We start from the raw sequence: 17,172 nt of genomic DNA on the forward strand, positions 1-17,172 counted from the left end.
ACACCCCGCAAGGGGTGTAACTTTCTGGAGCTGCACCCCGCGAGGAGTGCAGCTTTTTTTATGGCATTCCCTGGCCGGCACGCTCGCCGGCGAAACATCGAACGGGGGATTGACTCCCGCATAAGTACATGGAACGTTCCATAAACAACGGATAAGTTCCAGGGCGATTCCGTGGCCTGTGTCCATAACGGGCGCGGGCAATCTGCGGAGTAACGGGTATGTGTGACGTTTCAGCCTTGCGGGAGCTGCGGGCGGTCATCGCCGGCATCGAGGGGCGGTCCGGCGGTTCCGCCGCTGCGCGCCGGCGGGCCATCCTGCCCTTCGGCGAAACCGCTATCGATGGGCATCTGCCCGGCGGGGCGGAGGGCAATCCGGAACGCGGCCTGCGTATCGGCGGTCTGCATGAAGCTTGCGGCGCGGGGCGTGATGCAGGAGCTGCCGCCGCGCCGGCGCTGTTTGTCGCATCCATCGTCGGGCGGCTGCGGGGCGATGTCCTGTGGTGCGCCCGCAGCATCGATGTGTTTCCCGCAGCCCTCGCGGCGGTGGGGCTTGAGCCGGGGCGGGTCGTCTGGGCAGCGTGCGGATCGCGCCACGATGTGCTGTCGGCGATGGAGGAGGGGTTGCGCTCTTCCGCCATCTGCGCGGCGGTGGCGGAGGTGTTCGACCTGAAATTCCTCGAATCCCGCCGCCTTGGCCTTGCCGCCGAAGCCTCGGGCGTCATGGCGTGGGTGGTGCGCCATGGCGAGGATGCGCCGGAAGGGCGCGCCGGTGCGGCGCCGGCGAGGGTCCCCGCCAGCGCCGCGCTGACACGCTGGCGGGTGGGGGCGTCTCCTTCGCCGCCGTCGTCTTCCCTGCTTACACTGCGCCCGCTGTGGCTGCTGGAACTCCTGCGTTGCCGCAATGGCCTTCCCGGACAATGGATTGTGGAGGCTCCCGATGAGCATGGCCTTTTATCCGCCGCACGAGACCCTGTTGCATGGATGCCCGCCCGCCCGCCAGCGGGTGGCCTCGGTCTTTCTCCCCACGCTGGGGACGGACAGGCTGCGCCGGCGCGCCGGCGCGCGGGCTGAGGGCGAGGCGCCCTTCGCCACGGTGCGCAGCGACGGCGGCCGCCGGCTGCTGGCCTGCGTCGACGATCGCGCCCGCCACTGCGGCCTTGCGCCGGGCATGACAGCAGTGCGCGCCCACGCGCTGGCGCCCGGCCTCGCGCTGGCCGACCACGATCCCGCCGCCGACAGGGAGGCGCTGGAGACCGTCGGCCTCTGGCTGCTGCGTCGCTACAGCCCCGTCGTCGGCATCGATGACGGCATCGACGGGGAAGGGGAGGCGGACGGCCTGCGGCTGGACATCGCAGGTTCGGCGCATCTCTTCGGCGGCGAGGTGCGACTCGTTGCCGATCTGGCGGCGCGCCTTGCCCGCAGTGGCTTTGCCGCCCGCGTTGCGGTGGCGGATACCGCGGGGGCGGCGCATGCGCTGGCGCGCTTCGGCTCTTCCGGCACGGTCGTCGTCCCGCCGGGGGAGGCGCTCGCGGCGCTGGCCGGCCTGCCGGTCGCAGCGTTGCGCCTGCCGCCCGCCGCCGTCGAGGGGCTGGAGCGGATGGGGCTCGTGCGCATCGGCCAGTTATACGGGATGCCGCGCGCTCCACTGGTCCGCCGCTTCGGGGAGGCACTCGCCTGCTGCCTCGACCGGGCGGCGGGTGTGCGGGCGGAGCCGTTTACCCGCCTCGACAACCCGGAACTGCTCGCCGTGCGCCGGCGCTTCGCGGAGCCGATCGCCGCCCCCGGACAAATTCTGCATCAGGTGCAATCGCTGTGCGCGCGCCTTGCGGACAGGCTCGCGGCAGCGGGTGCGGGCGCGCGGCGGCTCGATCTCGTCTGCGGGCGGGTCGACCGCTCGCATGCGGGCCTGAGCCTCGGCCTCTCGGCGCCGGTGCGCGACCCGCGCCGGCTCTCCGCGCTGCTGCGGGAGCGGCTGGCGCTGGTCGATCCCGGCTTCGGCGTCGAGGATATCCAGCTTGCCGCGCCGCAGACGGAAGCGATGGCACAGGCGCAAATCCGGCTTGGCGCGCGCGGCGCCGACGGAACGGACGGGAGGGCTGATCTGGCCATGCTGGTCGACCGCCTCCACGCCAGCGGCAAGGCGCGGCGGCTGTTCCGCCTCGCGGCGCGGGAAAGCGACCTGCCCGAGCGCTCCTTCGTGCGGGTGGATGCGCTGACGCGCCCGCCGCCTGCCACCTTCGCCGCCGCCGGTCCCGTCCGGCTGCTGGCACATCCCGAGCCCGTCTCGACGCTGGCGCTGCTGCCCGATTATCCGCCCCGGCGCTTCGCCTGGCGCGGGCATACGCATGACGTCCGCCATGCAGACGGCCCGGAGCGTATTTACGGCGAGTGGTGGCGTGCGGCTGACGAGGGCGATGCGGTGCGGGATTACTTCATCGTCGAGGATACGGCCGGGCACCGCTTCTGGCTGTTCCGCGCCGGCGACGGCGAGCACGGGGAAACCGGCCCGCAGCGCTGGTTCATCCACGGCCTGTTCGGATAGCGCCGATGCAGACCGGAGCAGCTTACGCGGAATTGCAGGTCACCACCAATTACAGCTTCCTGCGCGGGGCCTCCCACCCCGAGGAGTTGGTGGGCGAGGCGGCGCGCCTAGGCCTCGCGGCCATCGCCGTCACCGACAGGCAGAGCGTGGCGGGCGTCGTGCGCGCCCACCATGCGGCGAAGGAGGCGGAGCTGCGCCTCGTCGTCGGCTGCCGGCTCGACCTCACGGACGGCCCCTCCGTGCTGGTCTATCCGACGGACCACGCCGCCTGGTCGCGCCTCACCCGCCTGCTGACCGTGGGCAACCGGCGGGCGGGCCACGACAGCCTGGTGAAGGGTGAGCGCTGTCTCGCATGGGCGGACCTCGCGGCTGCCGGCGAGGGGCAGATCGTCACCCTGCTGCCCGATGCGGCGGACGAGGCCGCCAATGCCGACATGCGCCGCCTGCGCGATACCTTTCCCGGCTTCGCCTATGTGGCGCTGTGCCTGCGCCGCCGCCATCACGACACGCACCGGCTGCTGGCGCTGGAGGAGGGCGCGCGGGCGCTCGGCCTGCCGGTCGTCGCGGTCAACGACGTTCTCTATCATGCGCGCGAGCGGCGCATCCTGCATGACACGCTGACAGCCATCCGGCACAACTGTACCATCGATGCGCTGGGCTTCCGGCGCGCGCGCTTCGCCGACCGCTTCCTGAAGGCGCCCGGCGAGATGGCGCGCCTCTTCGCCGCGCATCCGCAGGCAATCCGCAACACGCTGGAGATCGTGGACCGCTGCCGCTTCTCGCTCGCGGAAATCCGCTACCAGTATCCGGTCGAGACGGTGCCGGAGGAAGGCACGCCGCAGGAAGTGCTGGAACGTCTCGTGCGGGAGCGCACCGCCGAACGCTATGGCGACCGGGTGCCGGAGCGCGTCGCCCGCCTGCTGCGGCGCGAACTCGCCCTCATCGGCGAGAAGGACTATGCGCCTTATTTCCTGACGGTGCATGCCATCGTGAGCTTCGCCCGTTCGCGCGGCATCCTCTGCCAGGGGCGCGGGTCGGCGGCCAACTCGATGGTGTGCTTCGTGCTCGGTATCACGTCGGTGGATTTCACGGCCCCGCATTTCAACGGCGCCGAGCCGTTGTTCGAGCGTTTCATCAGCAGCGCCCGGCAGGAGCCGCCCGATATCGATGTCGATTTCGAGCACGACCGGCGCGAGGAAGTCATCCAGTGGATTTTCGAGCGCTACGGGCGCGACCGGGCGGCGCTTGCGGCGAGCATCGTGCGCTATCGCCGCCGGGGTGCGCTGCGCGATGCCGGCAAGGCGATGGGCCTGTCCGAGGATGTGCTGTCGGTGCTTGCCCGCCACTACGCGGGCGCCGAGACGCCGGAGGCACGGTGCGCGCAGCTTGCGGCGCTCGGCCTCAACGCCGACGACCGGCGGCTGCAGCTCACGCTCGAACTGGCGGACGGGCTGAAGGGCTTTCCGCGCCACGCCTCCCAGCATCCGTGCGGCATCGTCATCTCCCGCGACCGGCTCGACTCCATCGTGCCTATCGCGCCCGCCGCCATGCCGGACCGGCAGGTGATCGAATGGGACAAGGACGATATCGATCGCATGGCCATGATGAAGGTCGACGTGCTCGGCCTCGGCATGCTGGGCGCCATCCGGGGCGCGTTCGCGCTGCTGCGGGCGCACAAGGGCATCGATCTCGACATGTCGCGCATCGAACAGGACGACGTGGATGTCTATGAGATGATGGGCCGGGCCGACACCATCGGCGTCTTCCAGATCGAATCGCGCGCGCAGATGTCCATGCTGCCGCGACTGCGGCCCCGACACCTTTACGACCTGACGATCCAGATCGCCATCGTCCGCCCCGGCCCCATCCAGGGCAACATGGTGCACCCTTACCTGCGCCGGCGGGGCAGGCCGCCCGGCTCGGTGAAATATCCCAGTCGAGCCTTCGAGAAGGTGCTGGGCAGGACGCTGGGCGTGCCGCTGTTTCAGGAGCAGGTGATGCAGCTTGCGGTCGATTGCGCCGGCTTTTCTCCTGACGAGGCGGACGAACTGCGCCGCTCGATGGCGACGTTCCGCGCCCCCGGCACCATCGAGCGGCTGCGCCAGCAGGTCATCGACGGCATGGTGAAGAACGGTTACACGGCGGAATTCGCGGCCCGGACCTTCACGCAGCTACAGGGGTTCGGCGCCTACGGCTTTCCGGAAAGCCACTCGGCGAGTTTCGCGCTGATCGCCTATGTCTCCGCCTGGCTGAAATATCACCATCCGGAGGTGTTCTGCTGCGCGCTGCTCAATGCCCAGCCCATGGGTTTCTATGGCGTCGCCCAACTGGTGCGGGATGCGCGCAACCACGGCGTCGCGGTGCGGCCGGTCGATGTCAACCGCAGCCATTGGGATTGCACGCTTGAAAGAGAGGCGGCGGACAGGGGGGCGGTGCGGCTTGGCCTGCGGATGGTCAAGGGGCTGACGGAGGCGGAGGGCGGGCGGCTCGTCGCCGGCCGGGGCGACAGGCCCTATGAAACGGTGGGGGAGTTGGCCGGTCGTGGCGGTGCCTCGCGCGGGGCGCTCATGGCGCTGGCCCGCGCCGATGCCCTCGCTGGCCTCGCGGCGGAGCGGGAGGCAACCGCGCGCCGCCCCGCGCTCTGGGCCATCGCGGGCATGGAGGGGCGCGGCGACGGCGGCACGCTGCCGCTGTTCGGAGATCGCCCGTTCGCCGCCCCCCTTGCCGGCCTGGTGCGCGAGCCGCCCGTCGTGCTGCCCGCCATGCCCTTCGGCCGCGAGATCGTCGAGGATTACGACAGCGTGGGGCTCAGCCTGCGGGGGCATCCCGTGGCGCTGGTGCGCCGGGAACTGGCGCGCGCCGGCTACCGCTCCTGCAGGGATCTTGCCGCGAGCCGAGACCGGCAGTGGATGGCTGTCGCCGGCCTCGTGCTGGTGCGCCAGCGGCCGGGCTCGGCGAAGGGCGTGATGTTCATGACCATCGAGGACGAGACGGGCAACGCCAATGCTGTGTTCTGGCAGGATATCCAGCAGCGCTTCCGTCCCGTCATCCTCGGCGCGTCGCTCATCGGCATCCGCGGCCGGGTGCAGCGGGAGGGGCAGGTGATCCATCTCGTCGCCCGCTCGGCCGTCGATCTCGGGCCGCTGCTGCGCTCGTTCGCCGGGCGCGCTGCGGACGGGCGCCCGTCATCCGCTCCAGGCGCCGCCGGCCCGGTACTGGACGTGAGCGCGCGCGATTTCCGGTGACGGGAAAGGACGCGCGCCGATGGGAAATGGATGCAAAGGAGCGAGGTTTTGCGTATGGTGGCCCGTCGTTTCGAACCGGGGGCGACGTGTTGCGTTTTGACTTCACAAATACTGTCTGAATCTCAAAGCTGGAATTTCGCAAGACGGGAGAAAGCCGGACATGATCCGCGCCATCGCTTCACGCTTCAGGACAAATGCCGCTGCCGCGCTTGCCGCCGGCGCCTCGCTCGCCCTCCTCATGCTCGCCGGCCCCGCCGCCGCCCAGCAGAAGACGGTGCACGTCTACAACTGGTCGGACTACATCGACCCCGACACCCTCGATGCGTTCACCAGGGAAACCGGCATCAAGGTCGTTTACGACACTTATGACAACAACGAGATCGTCGAGACCAAGCTGCTCACCGGCAAATCCGGCTATGACGTCGTCGTGCCGTCGGGGCCGTTCCTGCAGCGGCTGATCAAGGCCGGCGTGTTCCAGAAGATGGAGCCGGCAAAGATCCCCAACACGAAGAACCTGTGGCCGGAGATCGCCGAGCGCCTTGCGGTGTTCGACCCCGGCAACCAGTTCGCCATCAACTACATGTGGGGCACCACCGGCATCGGTGTGAATGTCGCCAAGGTGCGCGAGCGCCTCGGTGCCGACGCCGTGCTCAACACCTGGGACCTCGTGCTGAAGCCGGAAGTGGCCGAAAAGCTCAAGGACTGCGGCATCTACATGCTGGATTCGCCGGAGGACCTGCTGCCCGGCGTGCTGAACTACCTCGGCCTCAATCCCGATTCCAAGGACGCGAAGGACCTGCAGAAGGCTGCCGATGCTCTCATCGCCGTGCGGCCCTTCATCCAGAAGTTCCACTCGTCGGAATACATCAACGCGCTCGCCAACGGCGATATCTGCGTCGCGGTCGGCTACTCGGGCGACATCCTGCAGGCGGCAACCCGCGCGAAGGAAACGGGGAACGGTGTCGAGATCAGCTACCGGGTGCCGCGCGAGGGCGCGCTGATGTGGTTCGACAGCTTCGCCATTCCCGCCGATGCACCGCATCCGGAGGAGGCGCGCGCCTTTATCGACTTCCTGAACCGGCCGGAGATCGCGGCGAAGAACGCGAGCTTCGTCTCCTACGCCAGCGGCAACCTCGCCGCCCGTCCTCTCGTCGACGCTGCAGTGCGCGACAACCCGGGCATTTATCCCGACGACGAGACGCTGAAGCGCCTGTTCACCAACACCGCCTATGACGACCGCACCCAGCGCACCGTCACGCGGCTGTGGACGCGCATCAAGACCGGCCGCTGACGCATTGGAATCTGTCCTGTTTACGTTGAAGCAGGACAGATTCTATTTCCCTTATTTTGAGCGAATTCTGTTCGGAGCGCGCTCTATAGCATTTCGACATTTCATTGAAACGCCGAAATGCTATAAGTTTTTGGTATTACGCGCTTTCTTCACGCAAACCGGTACCCACTTTGCTTGAAAACGCTCTAATACCGTACTTCGACGAGGCAAACTGATCGAAGTGCGGCCAAGCTTGTGCGGTGCTTGGGCAAAGACCACATGCGAGCGGTCGAAGGCCATGCGCGCGTTGATATATTAGATGAATGGAACGGCCTGCACGGGTGCAAACCGCTCCAAAAGGCCTGCCCGCCTTGGGCGCCCGCTTCCGGACGGGCCGTCAGGTCAGCCTGCCCGGAAACGATATGAAGACGATGATGACGGTGTGTCAGCCCGAAACGGCCTTGCCGCTTTCGGCGCCCGGCGTTTCATGGGTGAGGATGGCATAGATCGCGCTCGCATCGCGGGCGGAGCGTAGCCGGTCGAGATTGCCGGGTTCGCGCAGAAGCCGCGCGACGCGGGCAAGGGCCTTCAGATGATCCGCCCCGGCGGATTCAGGGGCGAGCAGCAGAAAGATGATATCGACCGGCTGGCCATCGATGGCCTCGAAGTCGATCGGCTTTTCCAGCCGGGCGAACAGGCCGAACAGCCTGTCGATCCGCGCCGGCTTGCCGTGGGGAATGGCAATGCCATCGCCGATGCCTGTCGAACCGAGGCGCTCGCGCTGGAGCAGCGTCTCGTAGATTTCACGTTCGTCAAGGCCGGTGAGATGGGCGGCTCTGGCCGCAATCTCCTGCAACGCCTGCTTCTTGCCGCTCGCTTTCAGCGAGGGCACGATTGCGTCGGGTGTGAGGATATCGGTCAGGGGCATATCTCGAACACGCGCAGCCGCGGGTCGCTCCTTCAGTGCAGGTCCGGGAGGCGTGCATACGCGCGCCGAGCCATGCAATCTACCACAGATATGAGCACCGGACGCCTGCCCGAGAGCAGAAAATCCGATGCTCGCTCAATAGTCGGACGGAACCCGCCGCGACCGGTCAGCCCTGGATTTGCGAACCTGCGGGCGGATCGATCCAGCCGATGGTGCCATCGTGACGGCGGTATACGATATTTACCCGGCCACTGCCAGCATGTCTGAACACAACTACGGGAGCGCCGGTCAGGTCAAGCTCGACGACAGCCTGACTGACGGAAAAGCGGTGGAGAGCGGCAATATTTTCCGCCACGATCACGGGATGGAAGCTCTCGTCGACCTCGATCTCCTCCTGCGGGGCCTCGATGACATAGGCGCGCACCTCTTCCGGCTCGGCCAGCGGCAGGTGTGCGAGGTCGGCGGAGCCGGGCTGGGCGCGTTCCTTCAGGCGGCGGCTGTGGCGGCGCAGCCGGCGCTCGAAACGGTCGGCGGTGTGGTCGAAGGCCGCGTAGGCATCCGGCGCGGCGCCGGTCGCCTCCAGGGTGAGGCCGGTGTTGAGATGCAGCACACCGACCGTGCGGAAGCCGTTCCCCTCCTTTTCCACAACCACATGGCCCGAATAGCCGGTGTCGAAATATTTGGCGATGGCGGACGAAACGCGGGCTTCGATCTGCCCCCGCAGCGCATCGCCGATGTCGATATTCTTTCCGGTGATCCGTAACGCCATTGCAATCTCCTTCCCTGATACACTTCTTCGGGCCGGTCCGGCGGAAGACCGCATGTTCCCGGGCCGGCCCGTCAAGCCTGCGCCCAACACAGCACGGCGCAAGTGTTCAGCTTATGATCATGATCAATCGCCGGCTAGCGTTATTTGTCGCGCCCCGCTCCCGGCGCTTGCGCGCGCTTTTCGTCGCCGCGTCACGTCCTGGCGGCGAGCGCGCGGCGGCGGTCCACCGACGAGGGAATACGTAGCGATTCCCGGTACTTGGCAACCGTGCGCCGCGCCACCTCGATGCCTTCCTCGCGCAGTTTCCGGACGAGGGCGTCGTCGGAGAGCACGTCGCGTGGCCCGGTTTCCGCGCCAATCAACTGGCGGATGCGATGGCGGACCGCCTCAGCCGCGTGGGTGTCGCCGCCATCGGCGGCGGCGACGGCAGCGGAGAAGAAGTACTTCATGGGGAAAACGCCCCTGTCGGTGCCGATGGCCTTGTTGGCCGTCACCCGCGAGATGGTCGATTCGTGCATCTCGATGGCGTCGGCCACCGTTTTCAGGTTGAGGGGGCGCAGATGCGCCGCGCCGTGGCGGAAGAACCCCTCCTGCTGGCGCACGATCTCGCTCGCCACCTTGAGAATGGTGCGGGCGCGCTGTTCGAGGCTGCGGGTCAGCCAGTCGCCGCTCTGCAGGCATTCGGAAAGGAACGCGCGGTCGGCGTCGGAGCGGGTGCCTTGCATCAGCTTCACATGGTAGGCGCGGTTGAGCAGCACGCGCGGCAAAGTGTCCTCGTTCAGCTCTACGACGAAGCCGCCGTCACGGGCGCGGCGCACGAAGACATCGGGCACCAGAGTCTGCGCGGGCTCGTTGCCGAAGCCGCGCCCCGGCTTGGGATCGAGCTGGCGCAACTCGGCGAGCATGTCTGCGAGGTCCTCCTGATCCACCCCGCACACCTTGCGCAGCGCCGCGTGATCGTGGCGGGCGACGAGTGCCAGGTTGGCGACAAGCGCCTGCATGGCGGGGTCGTAGCGGTCGCGCTCGCGCAATTGCAGCGCCAGGCATTCGGCGAGACTGCGCGCCCCGACGCCCGTGGGCTCGAAACTCTGCACCAGCGCCAGCACGCCCTCCACGCGCGCCTCGTCGACGCCAAGCCGCGCCGCAATGTCTGCCGTGGTCTCGCCGAGATAGCCGGCGGCATCGATGGCATCGATGAGGAAGCGGCCGATCAGGCGCGCCTGCGCGTCCGTCGTGGCGAGATCGAGCTGGGCCGCGAGATGGTCGTAAAGGCTGATGCCGGCGGCGAGCGTCGCCTCCAGATCGGGTGCATCGTCGAGATTGTGGCTGCCGCCGGACAGCGGCGGCGAGGACGACACCATCAGCCCCTCGTCGGCCGCGAGCGCCTCCGCTCGCGGCTGGCTGCCGTCGTCCTGGAACACGTTGTCGAAGGAGGTGCCGAAATCGGCCTCGATCGAATCGCGCTGCAACTGCGGTTCTTCCGGCGACCAGTCGCGCAGGCTCTCCAGATCCGTTGAGTCCGATTCCGCGAAGTCCGCCTCCGACGTGTCCGGATCCAGCGGCGTGCCGGGAGATGCGGCGTCGATCTCTTCAGGTCTGTCGCCGGTGGCGTCCTGCGAGGTGTCTCGCGCGTCCGGCAGTTCCTCGCGTGCCAGTTCTTCCCGCGTCGTTTCGTCGCGGCCTGTCTCGTCCGGCGCGGAGGCGTCGTCGACACGTTCGAGCAGCGGGTTGCGTTCGAGTTCGGTTTCGATGTGGGAGACGAGTTCGAGATGCGACAGCTGCAGCAAGCGGATCGCCTGCAGCAGTTGCGGTGTCAGCACGAGCGACTGGCTTTGGCGCAACTCCAGCCGGTGGGAAAGTCCCATTGGCGCAACCCCGATTTCCCCTGCCGCCGGGCCTCAGAACCGGACAGCGGCACGCTTCTTGCTTGAAGTCTCTTTTCGTTATCTAGCGCCTTTGCGAGGTTCCGTCAAAGCTGCATTTGCTAAAGCTGGAAATCCTCGCCCAGATACAGGCGGCGCACGTCGGGGCTGGCGATGATTTCGGCGGGCGTGCCCTCCATCAGCACGCGGCCGGAGTGGATGATGTAGGCGCGGTCGATCAGGCCCAAGGTCTCGCGCACGTTATGGTCGGTGATCAGCACGCCGATGCGGCGGCGTGTTAGGTGGCGCACGAGGTTCTGGATATCGCCCACGGCGATGGGATCGATGCCGGCGAAGGGCTCGTCGAGCAGCATGAAGGCCGGATCGCCCGCGAGAGCGCGCGCGATCTCGCAGCGCCGGCGCTCGCCGCCGGAGAGTGCGATGGAGGGCGACTTGCGCAGCCGCGCGATGTCGAATTCTTCGAGCAGCGCGTCGAGCTTCTTCTCCCGCGCCTTGCGGTCCCGCTCCACCACCTCGAGCACGGCACGCAGGTTGTCCTCGACGCTGAGGCCGCGGAAGATCGAGGCTTCCTGCGGCAGATAACCGATGCCGAGCCGCGCGCGCCGGTACATCGGCAGGCGGGTGATGTCGTGCCCCTCAAGCGTGATGGAGCCGAGATCGGCCGCCACGAGGCCGGTGATCATGTAGAAGATCGTCGTCTTGCCGGCGCCGTTGGGGCCGAGCAGGCCGACAGCTTCGCCCTTGCGCACGTGGAGCGAGGCGCTCTGCACCACCGTGCGGCCGCGATAGCTCTTCCGCAGCCCGTCGATGGCAAGGACACCGTCGTGCGTCAGCGGAACGGCGCGGAACCCGCCGCCCGCGTCGTCCGCCGGCAATGCATGGTCCGGGAAGGTGCCGGCGGGGCTGGCGGTGTCGGGCGAAAGCGTCACGAAGATATCCCGGTTCGATGTGGTTGCGAAGAAAGGCCGTTACTTCGGCGGATTGCCGCTGCCGGGGACGAACACGCCCTGCACGCGGCCGCCCGGTTTGGCGACGCAATTGGCGATGCTGGTGTCGAGGTTGTAGACGATCCGGTCGCACTGCTGGACGTTCTTGCCCTGGCTCAGCGCCACCTTGCCGGTCAGCACGACGGTGTTGGAATCGCGGTCGAACACGGCGTGCTGCCCTGTCGCCGTCTGGTCCTTGGAGACGACGGTGACCGGCCCCTCGCAATCGAGCTTGCGGATGTTGTTGTTGCCGCCGGGGCCACCAGGGCCGCCGGACGCGGGTGCCGGCGCGGCGCCGGCGGCGTTGCCCGTCGCGCTCTGCTCATAGAAGACGTTCAGCGACGAGCAGCGCATGGTGGTTTCACCCTGCACCGCGACGACATTGCCGGTGAAGGTGGCGCGCTTTTCCTTGTCGAAGATGTCGAGCCGGTCGGCGTCGATCTTGATCGGATCCTTGCCGGAGCCCAGGCCGCCGAGCGGCTGGCTGCCGGGGCGCTGCGCCTGTGCCTGCGCCTGCGCGTCGGCCGCGGCGATCGATAGCATCGGCGCGAGAAGGGCCGCCATCAGCAGCGCGCCGCGCGAAATCCGCCCGTGTTTCCCGACGAGCGGCATGTCTGTTCCCTGCTGTTCCATCGTCCGTTCCATCCTGTCCCGCAGCGCGCCAGCGGTCGCCTCTCGCCCGGCCGCCCTCCGGCCGGTGCCCCGCCGCCGGCCGTTTTTAGCAGATTATTTCCCGCCATCCAGAATCGCGTGTACGCGACCTTCGAAAACGATATGCTTGCCATTGTCCGAAATGTCGAGCCTGTCGGCGGAAATCGTGCCTTCGGTGATCGTGACGGTCACCGGCTCGCTGGAGACGACGCGCCCGCCCTTGAAGTCGACGGCGGCGGAGGAGAGCTTCGCCTCGTAGCCGGTGTCGGTGCGCACGCGGACATCGCCCGCGAGGTTCAGGGATTCCTTCTGCGAATCGTAGATGCCGCTGCGGGCGTTGATCTCGGCCTTGCCGCCGCCGTCGAGGCTGATCTGCCCGGTGATCTGCTGCAGTTCGACGACGGACGGGTTCTTCACGTCCTGCGTGGCGGAGGCCGCCGTCATCTCGTAGGGCTGCGTGCCCGCGCGGAAGCCGGAGAGCCTGGGGGCGTCCATGGTAATTTTCGAGCCGGACAGCGAGACCGGCCCGAGGCTCAGGCCGCCGATGCTGCGGAGCGGGTCCAGAATGCCGATCATGGCCACCGCCGCCACCGCCGCCAGGGCGGCGATGGGGATGAGCCGTTTCATGGCCCGCACGCGCGCCGAATGCCGGAGCGCCGCCTTGTAGGCGGCAGGCGTGATCCCGGCGGGCGGCGGATCGACCGGGGCGCGGCGGGCGCGTGGGGAAGAAGCGTCAGTCAAAAGGCGTCCGTCTTCGGTTGTGGCGCCGCGCGGCGGGGTGCCGGGCGGACGGAATACCTGTCATCAGGCAACCTGCGGTCAGGATACCTGAATTCGGATGACCGTTATATAGTACAGAGGGCGCGTCCCGTCCAAGGGCGGCGACGCGGCCGGAATATCGTCCCGGCCGATCCGTTCGTCCGGCCTGTCCATCCAGCCATGCCCGATCCTGTCCGCCTCGGACCCGCCGGGCCGTCACATATGGGCGAAGATATCCGTCTCCGGCCAGCCGGCGAGGTCGAGCCGGGCGCGTGTCGGCAGGAAGGCGAAGCAGGCGCGGGCGATGTCGGTCCGCTTCTCCCGCGCCAGCATGGCGTCGAGCTTTTCCTTGAGAGCGTGCAGGTGGAGAACGTCGGAGGCGGCGTAGGTAAGCTGCGCGTCGCTCAGTGTCTCCGCCGCCCAGTCCGACGATTGCTGCTGCTTGGAAATCTCGACGCCGAGCAATTCCCGCAGGTTGTCCTTCAGTCCGTGGCGGTCCGTGTAGGTGCGCACGAGTTTCGAGGCGATCTTGGTGCAGTAGACCGGCTGCGGCATCACGCCGAAGGTGTGGAAAAGTACCGCGAGATCGAAGCGGGCGAAGTGGAAGATCTTGAGGACGTTCTCGTCGGCCAGCAGCCGGATCAGGTTCTCGGGGCGCGGGCCGTCGCGCCGGATCTGCACCACGTCGGCCGATCCGTCTCCGGCCGAAAGCTGCACCACGCAAAGCCGGTCCCGATGGGGATTGAGGCCGAGCGTTTCCGTGTCGACGGCGACCGAATCACCGAAGTCGATTCCGGCGGGCAGATCGCCCGAGTGGAGCCTGATGGTCATGGCAGGACCTCTTGTCTCAAGACATGCGGCAAGCGCGACATGCGGCAGGCGCGGCAGCGGGCCGGAACCGGCGGAACGCCACGCCCGGCTGTCGCGAGCGTCCCATGATACCCAAGTTTCCGACGTACCCAAGCTTCCGGTGCGCCTGCGGGCTTTAACACCCGCATGCCCGATCGACAAGGCCCCTGTTCATACGGTCTGTATCCACAAGACCCGCCTGTGCGGCGCGGCTCCGTGCCGGAGGTTTTTGCCGGAACCGATTGAACAGCCTGCGGGGCGATGCTATCGATCGGCGCGGAAGACAGCCGGGATCGCCTTCCCGGGCAGGCTGCAACGGAGCCGTTTCGCTTTTCGCCGAAGCGTCCGAACGGCTCGCGGTCATAGCTCTGTCGCGCTTTCGGGCCGGAGAGGCGGCCTCCGCCCCTCCCGAAAGCGTTGTGGCATGCGGAGCGACGATAGCCATGGGTTCGCGTATCGATGGGGTGTATGCCGATTGGCCGAAGGCGCCGGTTCATGCAAACCGGGGCGAAACGGCTGCAGCGCCGCTGCATCGACCTTTCAAGTCGATCCACCGAACGCTCAAGCTGACGTTTTCATTGCCGCTTGTATGTGCGAATGTAATATAGAACGGGCCTGTCACCTGTTTAACCGAAGATAGATACTGGTCAGCGCGGCGATTGATCGATCCTTGCCTGATCTGCAGCGTGTGTGGGGAACATGTCCGATCAACCGTCCATCGAACAACTGCTCACCCGAATCCGCAAGGAAGCGCACGGCTTCGCGATCCCTTCGCAGGGAAATCCGGCCCGCCGCGCGTCGCTGACGCTCGCCACCGCGCCCGTCGACCTCATCGATATCGATGCGAGGCTGGAGGCCATCGAGCGGCGGCTTGAGCGGGATGCGGCCTCGCTGCCCCCGACGATCGCGGAACTGCGAACGGGCCTGCAGGCGCAGGCTTCCGCCATCGCCGCGCAGCGGGACCGCATGGCGGCCATCGACAGGGCAGAGAACGAAATCCGCATCCTGCGCGAGCGGCTGCGGGTTCTCAGCCTTGCGCCATCGGACCGCGACGGGTCCGATGCCCCCGCCGCGCGGGCGACGGAGGGCGAAGGGGCCGAGAGCACATGGGCGGAGGGCCGTTCGCCGCTCGCACCGCGCGACCGGCTGGACCTCTGGCCGCAACTGCTGCTGGAGGAAGGTGACGTCTTCCTCAACAACGCCTACCGGGTGCTGCTCGACCGGGATATCGATCTGCTGGGGCTCGACGGCTACAGACACAAGCTCGCGGAGGGGCGCGGGCGCCTTGAAATCCTGTGCGACATCTCATCTTCGCCCGAGTTCGTCGCGCGCGGCAAGGATGACCCGACGTTGCGCCGCCAGAGGCGAATCTTTTCCTGGGCGCGGTGGGTAGATCGCGCGCCCTTCCGCTTTCTGTCCCGGCCGCTTTACCGGTTCCTGCGCAGCAACGAGAACGGCATTCTGGCCGTGCAGGCGGCGCGCGTCGCGCTGGCGGCCCGCGGCACCGTCGCGGCGCTGGGCGAGCGACTCAACGCCGGGAACGGCGGCGGGGACAACGCGGTGGCGACCGATCCGCGCCTCGACGCCTATTACCTGGCATTCGAGAACGCCATGCGCGGGCCGGAGGACGTGATCCGGGCGCGCCACGGCTACTATCTCGACACGCTGGCGGCGGTGAAGTCCGTCTGCGACGGCCCGATTCTCGATCTCGGCTCCGGGCGCGGCGAGTGGCTCGGGCTGCTGCGCGACTGCGGCTACGAGGCGCGCGGCATTGACCTCAGCCCGGCGATGGTCAGCGTCTGCCGCGACAAGGGCCTCGACGTCACCCACAACGACGCGCTGTCGGCGCTGCGCGCCGTGCCGGACAGCAGCCTCTCGGTGGTGAGCGGCTTCCACATCATCGAGCACCTGCCGTTTCCCGTGCTGTTCTCGCTGTTCGAGGAGGCGTTCCGCGTACTGCAGCCGGGCGGACTCGTGCTCTTCGAGACGCCCAATCCCGAGAACGTGTTCGTCGGCAGCTATTCCTTCTATCACGATCCGACGCACCGCCACCCGCTGACGCCCGTCACCATGGGCTTTCTGGCGCGCTACCACGGTTTCGAGACGGTCGACATCGCCCGCCTGCATCCGCACGATCCGGAAACGGCGGTGCGGGAGGAAGGTCCGGTGGCGGATCGTTTCAACGCGCTGTTCTATGGCCCGCAGGACTATGCCATCCTCGCACACAAGCCGCGCGAGGAGTATCCGTCCGTATGAGGTTGATCGTCACCGTCAATGCCACGCCGTTCCTGACCGGTGGGGCCACCTATCATTTCGCGGGACTGGTGGATGCGCTGCAGGCGCGCGGCCATGAGGTGGAGACGCTGCGGTTTCCCTTCACGTTCCATCCCGAGGCCAGCATCGAACGGTTGATGAACTGGTGCGAGACGCTGGACCTGACGGCCCCCAACGGCCAGCATGTCGACAAGGTCATCAGCCTCCAGTTCCCCGGCTATGGCGTGCGGCATCCCCACCACGTCGTCTGGGTGATGCACCAGCACCGCGCGGTGTACGATCTCTACGCGGGGGAGGATGCGTCGCCGGAGGTGCAACGCCTGCACGACCTTATCCACGACTACGACAAGCGTGTGCTGGCGCGCGCGGAGCGGATATTCGCCAACTCGCGCAATGTCAGCACGCGCCTCCTGCGCTACAACGGCATCGCCGCCGAGCCGCTCTACCATCCGCCGCCGCTGGCGGAATTCTACCGCTGCGACGAGGCGCTGGACTACGTCTTCCTGCCGAGCCGCATGGAAGCACTGAAGCGCCAGGATCTGGTGCTGGAGGCGGCGAAGCTTTGGCGCTCGCCCGTCATCTGCGTGCTGGCGGGCCGGGGCGGTCTGCTGGAGCAGAACAGGCAGTTCGTGGCCGAGAACGATTTGGGCGGCAAGGTCGTCATTCTGGAGGATTGTCCGGATGCCGAGAAGCTCGCCCTCTACGCCAATTGCCTCGGGGTGATCTACCCGCCGCGCGACGAGGATTACGGCTATGTCACGCTTGAGGCGCAACTTGCCGCCAAGCCCGTCATCACCTGCGCCGATTCGGGTGGCCCGCTCGAGTTCGTCGCGGACGGGGAGGAGGGCTTCGTCGTCGAGCCGACCGCGCAGGGCATCGCCGACGCGGTCGACCGGCTGTGGAGCGACCGCGCCAAGGCGCGGGACATGGGCAGGCTGGGGCTCGCCCGCTATCTGGAACGGGACATTTCCTGGGACACGGTCGTCGGCCGCCTGACCGAGTGACCGCGCAACCCGC

13 protein-coding genes are annotated in these 17,172 nt (G+C 67.6%); 6 read left to right on the forward strand and 7 right to left on the reverse strand.

Features of this window, described 5'->3' with window-relative positions:
- The first annotated feature begins 218 nt into the window (after positions 1-218).
- The 4 genes from ACFFJ7_RS01460 (at position 219) to ACFFJ7_RS01475 (ending at position 7,077) form a co-directional block, all read left to right on the forward strand.
- Positions 219-1,070, forward strand: coding sequence for an ImuA family protein (locus ACFFJ7_RS01460; RefSeq protein ID WP_377590482.1), 852 nt, complete (start codon positions 219-221; stop codon positions 1,068-1,070).
- A 22-nt stretch (positions 1,071-1,092) separates the two neighbouring features.
- On the forward strand, positions 1,093-2,541 hold the full coding sequence (locus ACFFJ7_RS01465) for a Y-family DNA polymerase (RefSeq protein WP_377590708.1): 1,449 nt from the start codon (positions 1,093-1,095) through the stop codon (positions 2,539-2,541).
- Positions 2,542-2,546: 5 nt separating this feature from the next.
- Positions 2,547-5,786 (forward strand): error-prone DNA polymerase, encoded by a 3,240-nt coding sequence (locus tag ACFFJ7_RS01470; RefSeq protein WP_377590484.1) that lies wholly within the window; start codon positions 2,547-2,549, stop codon positions 5,784-5,786.
- A 160-nt stretch (positions 5,787-5,946) separates the two neighbouring features.
- Positions 5,947-7,077 carry a polyamine ABC transporter substrate-binding protein gene (locus ACFFJ7_RS01475; RefSeq protein ID WP_377590486.1) on the forward strand — a complete coding sequence of 377 codons (1,131 nt, stop codon included), beginning with the start codon at positions 5,947-5,949 and terminating at the stop codon, positions 7,075-7,077.
- Positions 7,078-7,501: 424 nt separating this feature from the next.
- Here ACFFJ7_RS01475 and ptsN read toward each other — a convergent pair whose 3' ends face one another.
- The 7 genes from ptsN to ACFFJ7_RS01510 form a co-directional block, all read right to left on the reverse strand.
- On the reverse strand, positions 7,502-7,984 hold the full coding sequence (ptsN, locus tag ACFFJ7_RS01480) for a PTS IIA-like nitrogen regulatory protein PtsN (RefSeq protein ID WP_166949083.1): 483 nt from the start codon (positions 7,982-7,984) through the stop codon (positions 7,502-7,504).
- 166 nt (positions 7,985-8,150) lie between these two features.
- Positions 8,151-8,753 carry a ribosome hibernation-promoting factor, HPF/YfiA family gene (gene hpf / locus ACFFJ7_RS01485; RefSeq protein WP_377590488.1) on the reverse strand — a complete coding sequence of 201 codons (603 nt, stop codon included), beginning with the start codon at positions 8,751-8,753 and terminating at the stop codon, positions 8,151-8,153.
- A 191-nt stretch (positions 8,754-8,944) separates the two neighbouring features.
- On the reverse strand, positions 8,945-10,618 hold the full coding sequence (rpoN, locus tag ACFFJ7_RS01490) for an RNA polymerase factor sigma-54 (RefSeq protein ID WP_377590490.1): 1,674 nt from the start codon (positions 10,616-10,618) through the stop codon (positions 8,945-8,947).
- 119 nt (positions 10,619-10,737) lie between these two features.
- A complete protein-coding gene (lptB, locus tag ACFFJ7_RS01495) occupies positions 10,738-11,511 on the reverse strand; it encodes an LPS export ABC transporter ATP-binding protein (RefSeq protein WP_208394116.1) in 774 nt (257 codons plus the stop codon).
- Between the two features lie 93 nt (positions 11,512-11,604).
- A complete protein-coding gene (locus ACFFJ7_RS01500) occupies positions 11,605-12,255 on the reverse strand; it encodes an LptA/OstA family protein (RefSeq protein ID WP_377590492.1) in 651 nt (216 codons plus the stop codon).
- 93 nt (positions 12,256-12,348) lie between these two features.
- A complete protein-coding gene (gene lptC, locus ACFFJ7_RS01505; RefSeq protein ID WP_166949096.1) occupies positions 12,349-13,014 on the reverse strand; it encodes an LPS export ABC transporter periplasmic protein LptC in 666 nt (221 codons plus the stop codon).
- Positions 13,015-13,248: 234 nt separating this feature from the next.
- A complete protein-coding gene (locus ACFFJ7_RS01510) occupies positions 13,249-13,863 on the reverse strand; it encodes a ribonuclease D (RefSeq protein ID WP_166949098.1) in 615 nt (204 codons plus the stop codon).
- 717 nt (positions 13,864-14,580) lie between these two features.
- Here ACFFJ7_RS01510 and ACFFJ7_RS01515 point away from each other — a divergent pair.
- Positions 14,581-16,137, forward strand: coding sequence for a methyltransferase domain-containing protein (locus tag ACFFJ7_RS01515; RefSeq protein WP_377590495.1), 1,557 nt, complete (start codon positions 14,581-14,583; stop codon positions 16,135-16,137).
- Positions 16,134-17,159 carry a glycosyltransferase family 4 protein gene (locus ACFFJ7_RS01520; protein WP_377590497.1) on the forward strand — a complete coding sequence of 342 codons (1,026 nt, stop codon included), beginning with the start codon at positions 16,134-16,136 and terminating at the stop codon, positions 17,157-17,159. Before ACFFJ7_RS01515 ends, ACFFJ7_RS01520 begins: the two co-directional genes overlap by 4 nt.
- Positions 17,160-17,172 lie beyond the last annotated feature (13 nt).

The organism is Pseudochelatococcus lubricantis (genome assembly GCF_042432495.1).
In the GTDB taxonomy this organism is placed as follows: Bacteria; Pseudomonadota; Alphaproteobacteria; order Rhizobiales; family Beijerinckiaceae; genus Pseudochelatococcus; species Pseudochelatococcus lubricantis.

Coding starts and splice junctions, on each gene's coding strand:
- ACFFJ7_RS01460 (WP_377590482.1), top strand. CDS start 219: ATGTGTGACGTTTCAGCCTTGCGGGAGCTGCGGGCGGTCATCGCCGGC.
- ACFFJ7_RS01470 (WP_377590484.1), top strand. CDS start 2,547: ATGCAGACCGGAGCAGCTTACGCGGAATTGCAGGTCACCACCAATTAC.
- ACFFJ7_RS01475 (WP_377590486.1), top strand. CDS start 5,947: ATGATCCGCGCCATCGCTTCACGCTTCAGGACAAATGCCGCTGCCGCG.
- ptsN (WP_166949083.1), bottom strand. CDS start 7,984: ATGCCCCTGACCGATATCCTCACACCCGACGCAATCGTGCCCTCGCTG.
- hpf (WP_377590488.1), bottom strand. CDS start 8,753: ATGGCGTTACGGATCACCGGAAAGAATATCGACATCGGCGATGCGCTG.
- rpoN (WP_377590490.1), bottom strand. CDS start 10,618: ATGGGACTTTCCCACCGGCTGGAGTTGCGCCAAAGCCAGTCGCTCGTG.
- ACFFJ7_RS01500 (WP_377590492.1), bottom strand. CDS start 12,255: ATGGAACAGCAGGGAACAGACATGCCGCTCGTCGGGAAACACGGGCGG.
- ACFFJ7_RS01510 (WP_166949098.1), bottom strand. CDS start 13,863: ATGACCATCAGGCTCCACTCGGGCGATCTGCCCGCCGGAATCGACTTC.
- ACFFJ7_RS01515 (WP_377590495.1), top strand. CDS start 14,581: ATGTCCGATCAACCGTCCATCGAACAACTGCTCACCCGAATCCGCAAG.
- ACFFJ7_RS01520 (WP_377590497.1), top strand. CDS start 16,134: ATGAGGTTGATCGTCACCGTCAATGCCACGCCGTTCCTGACCGGTGGG.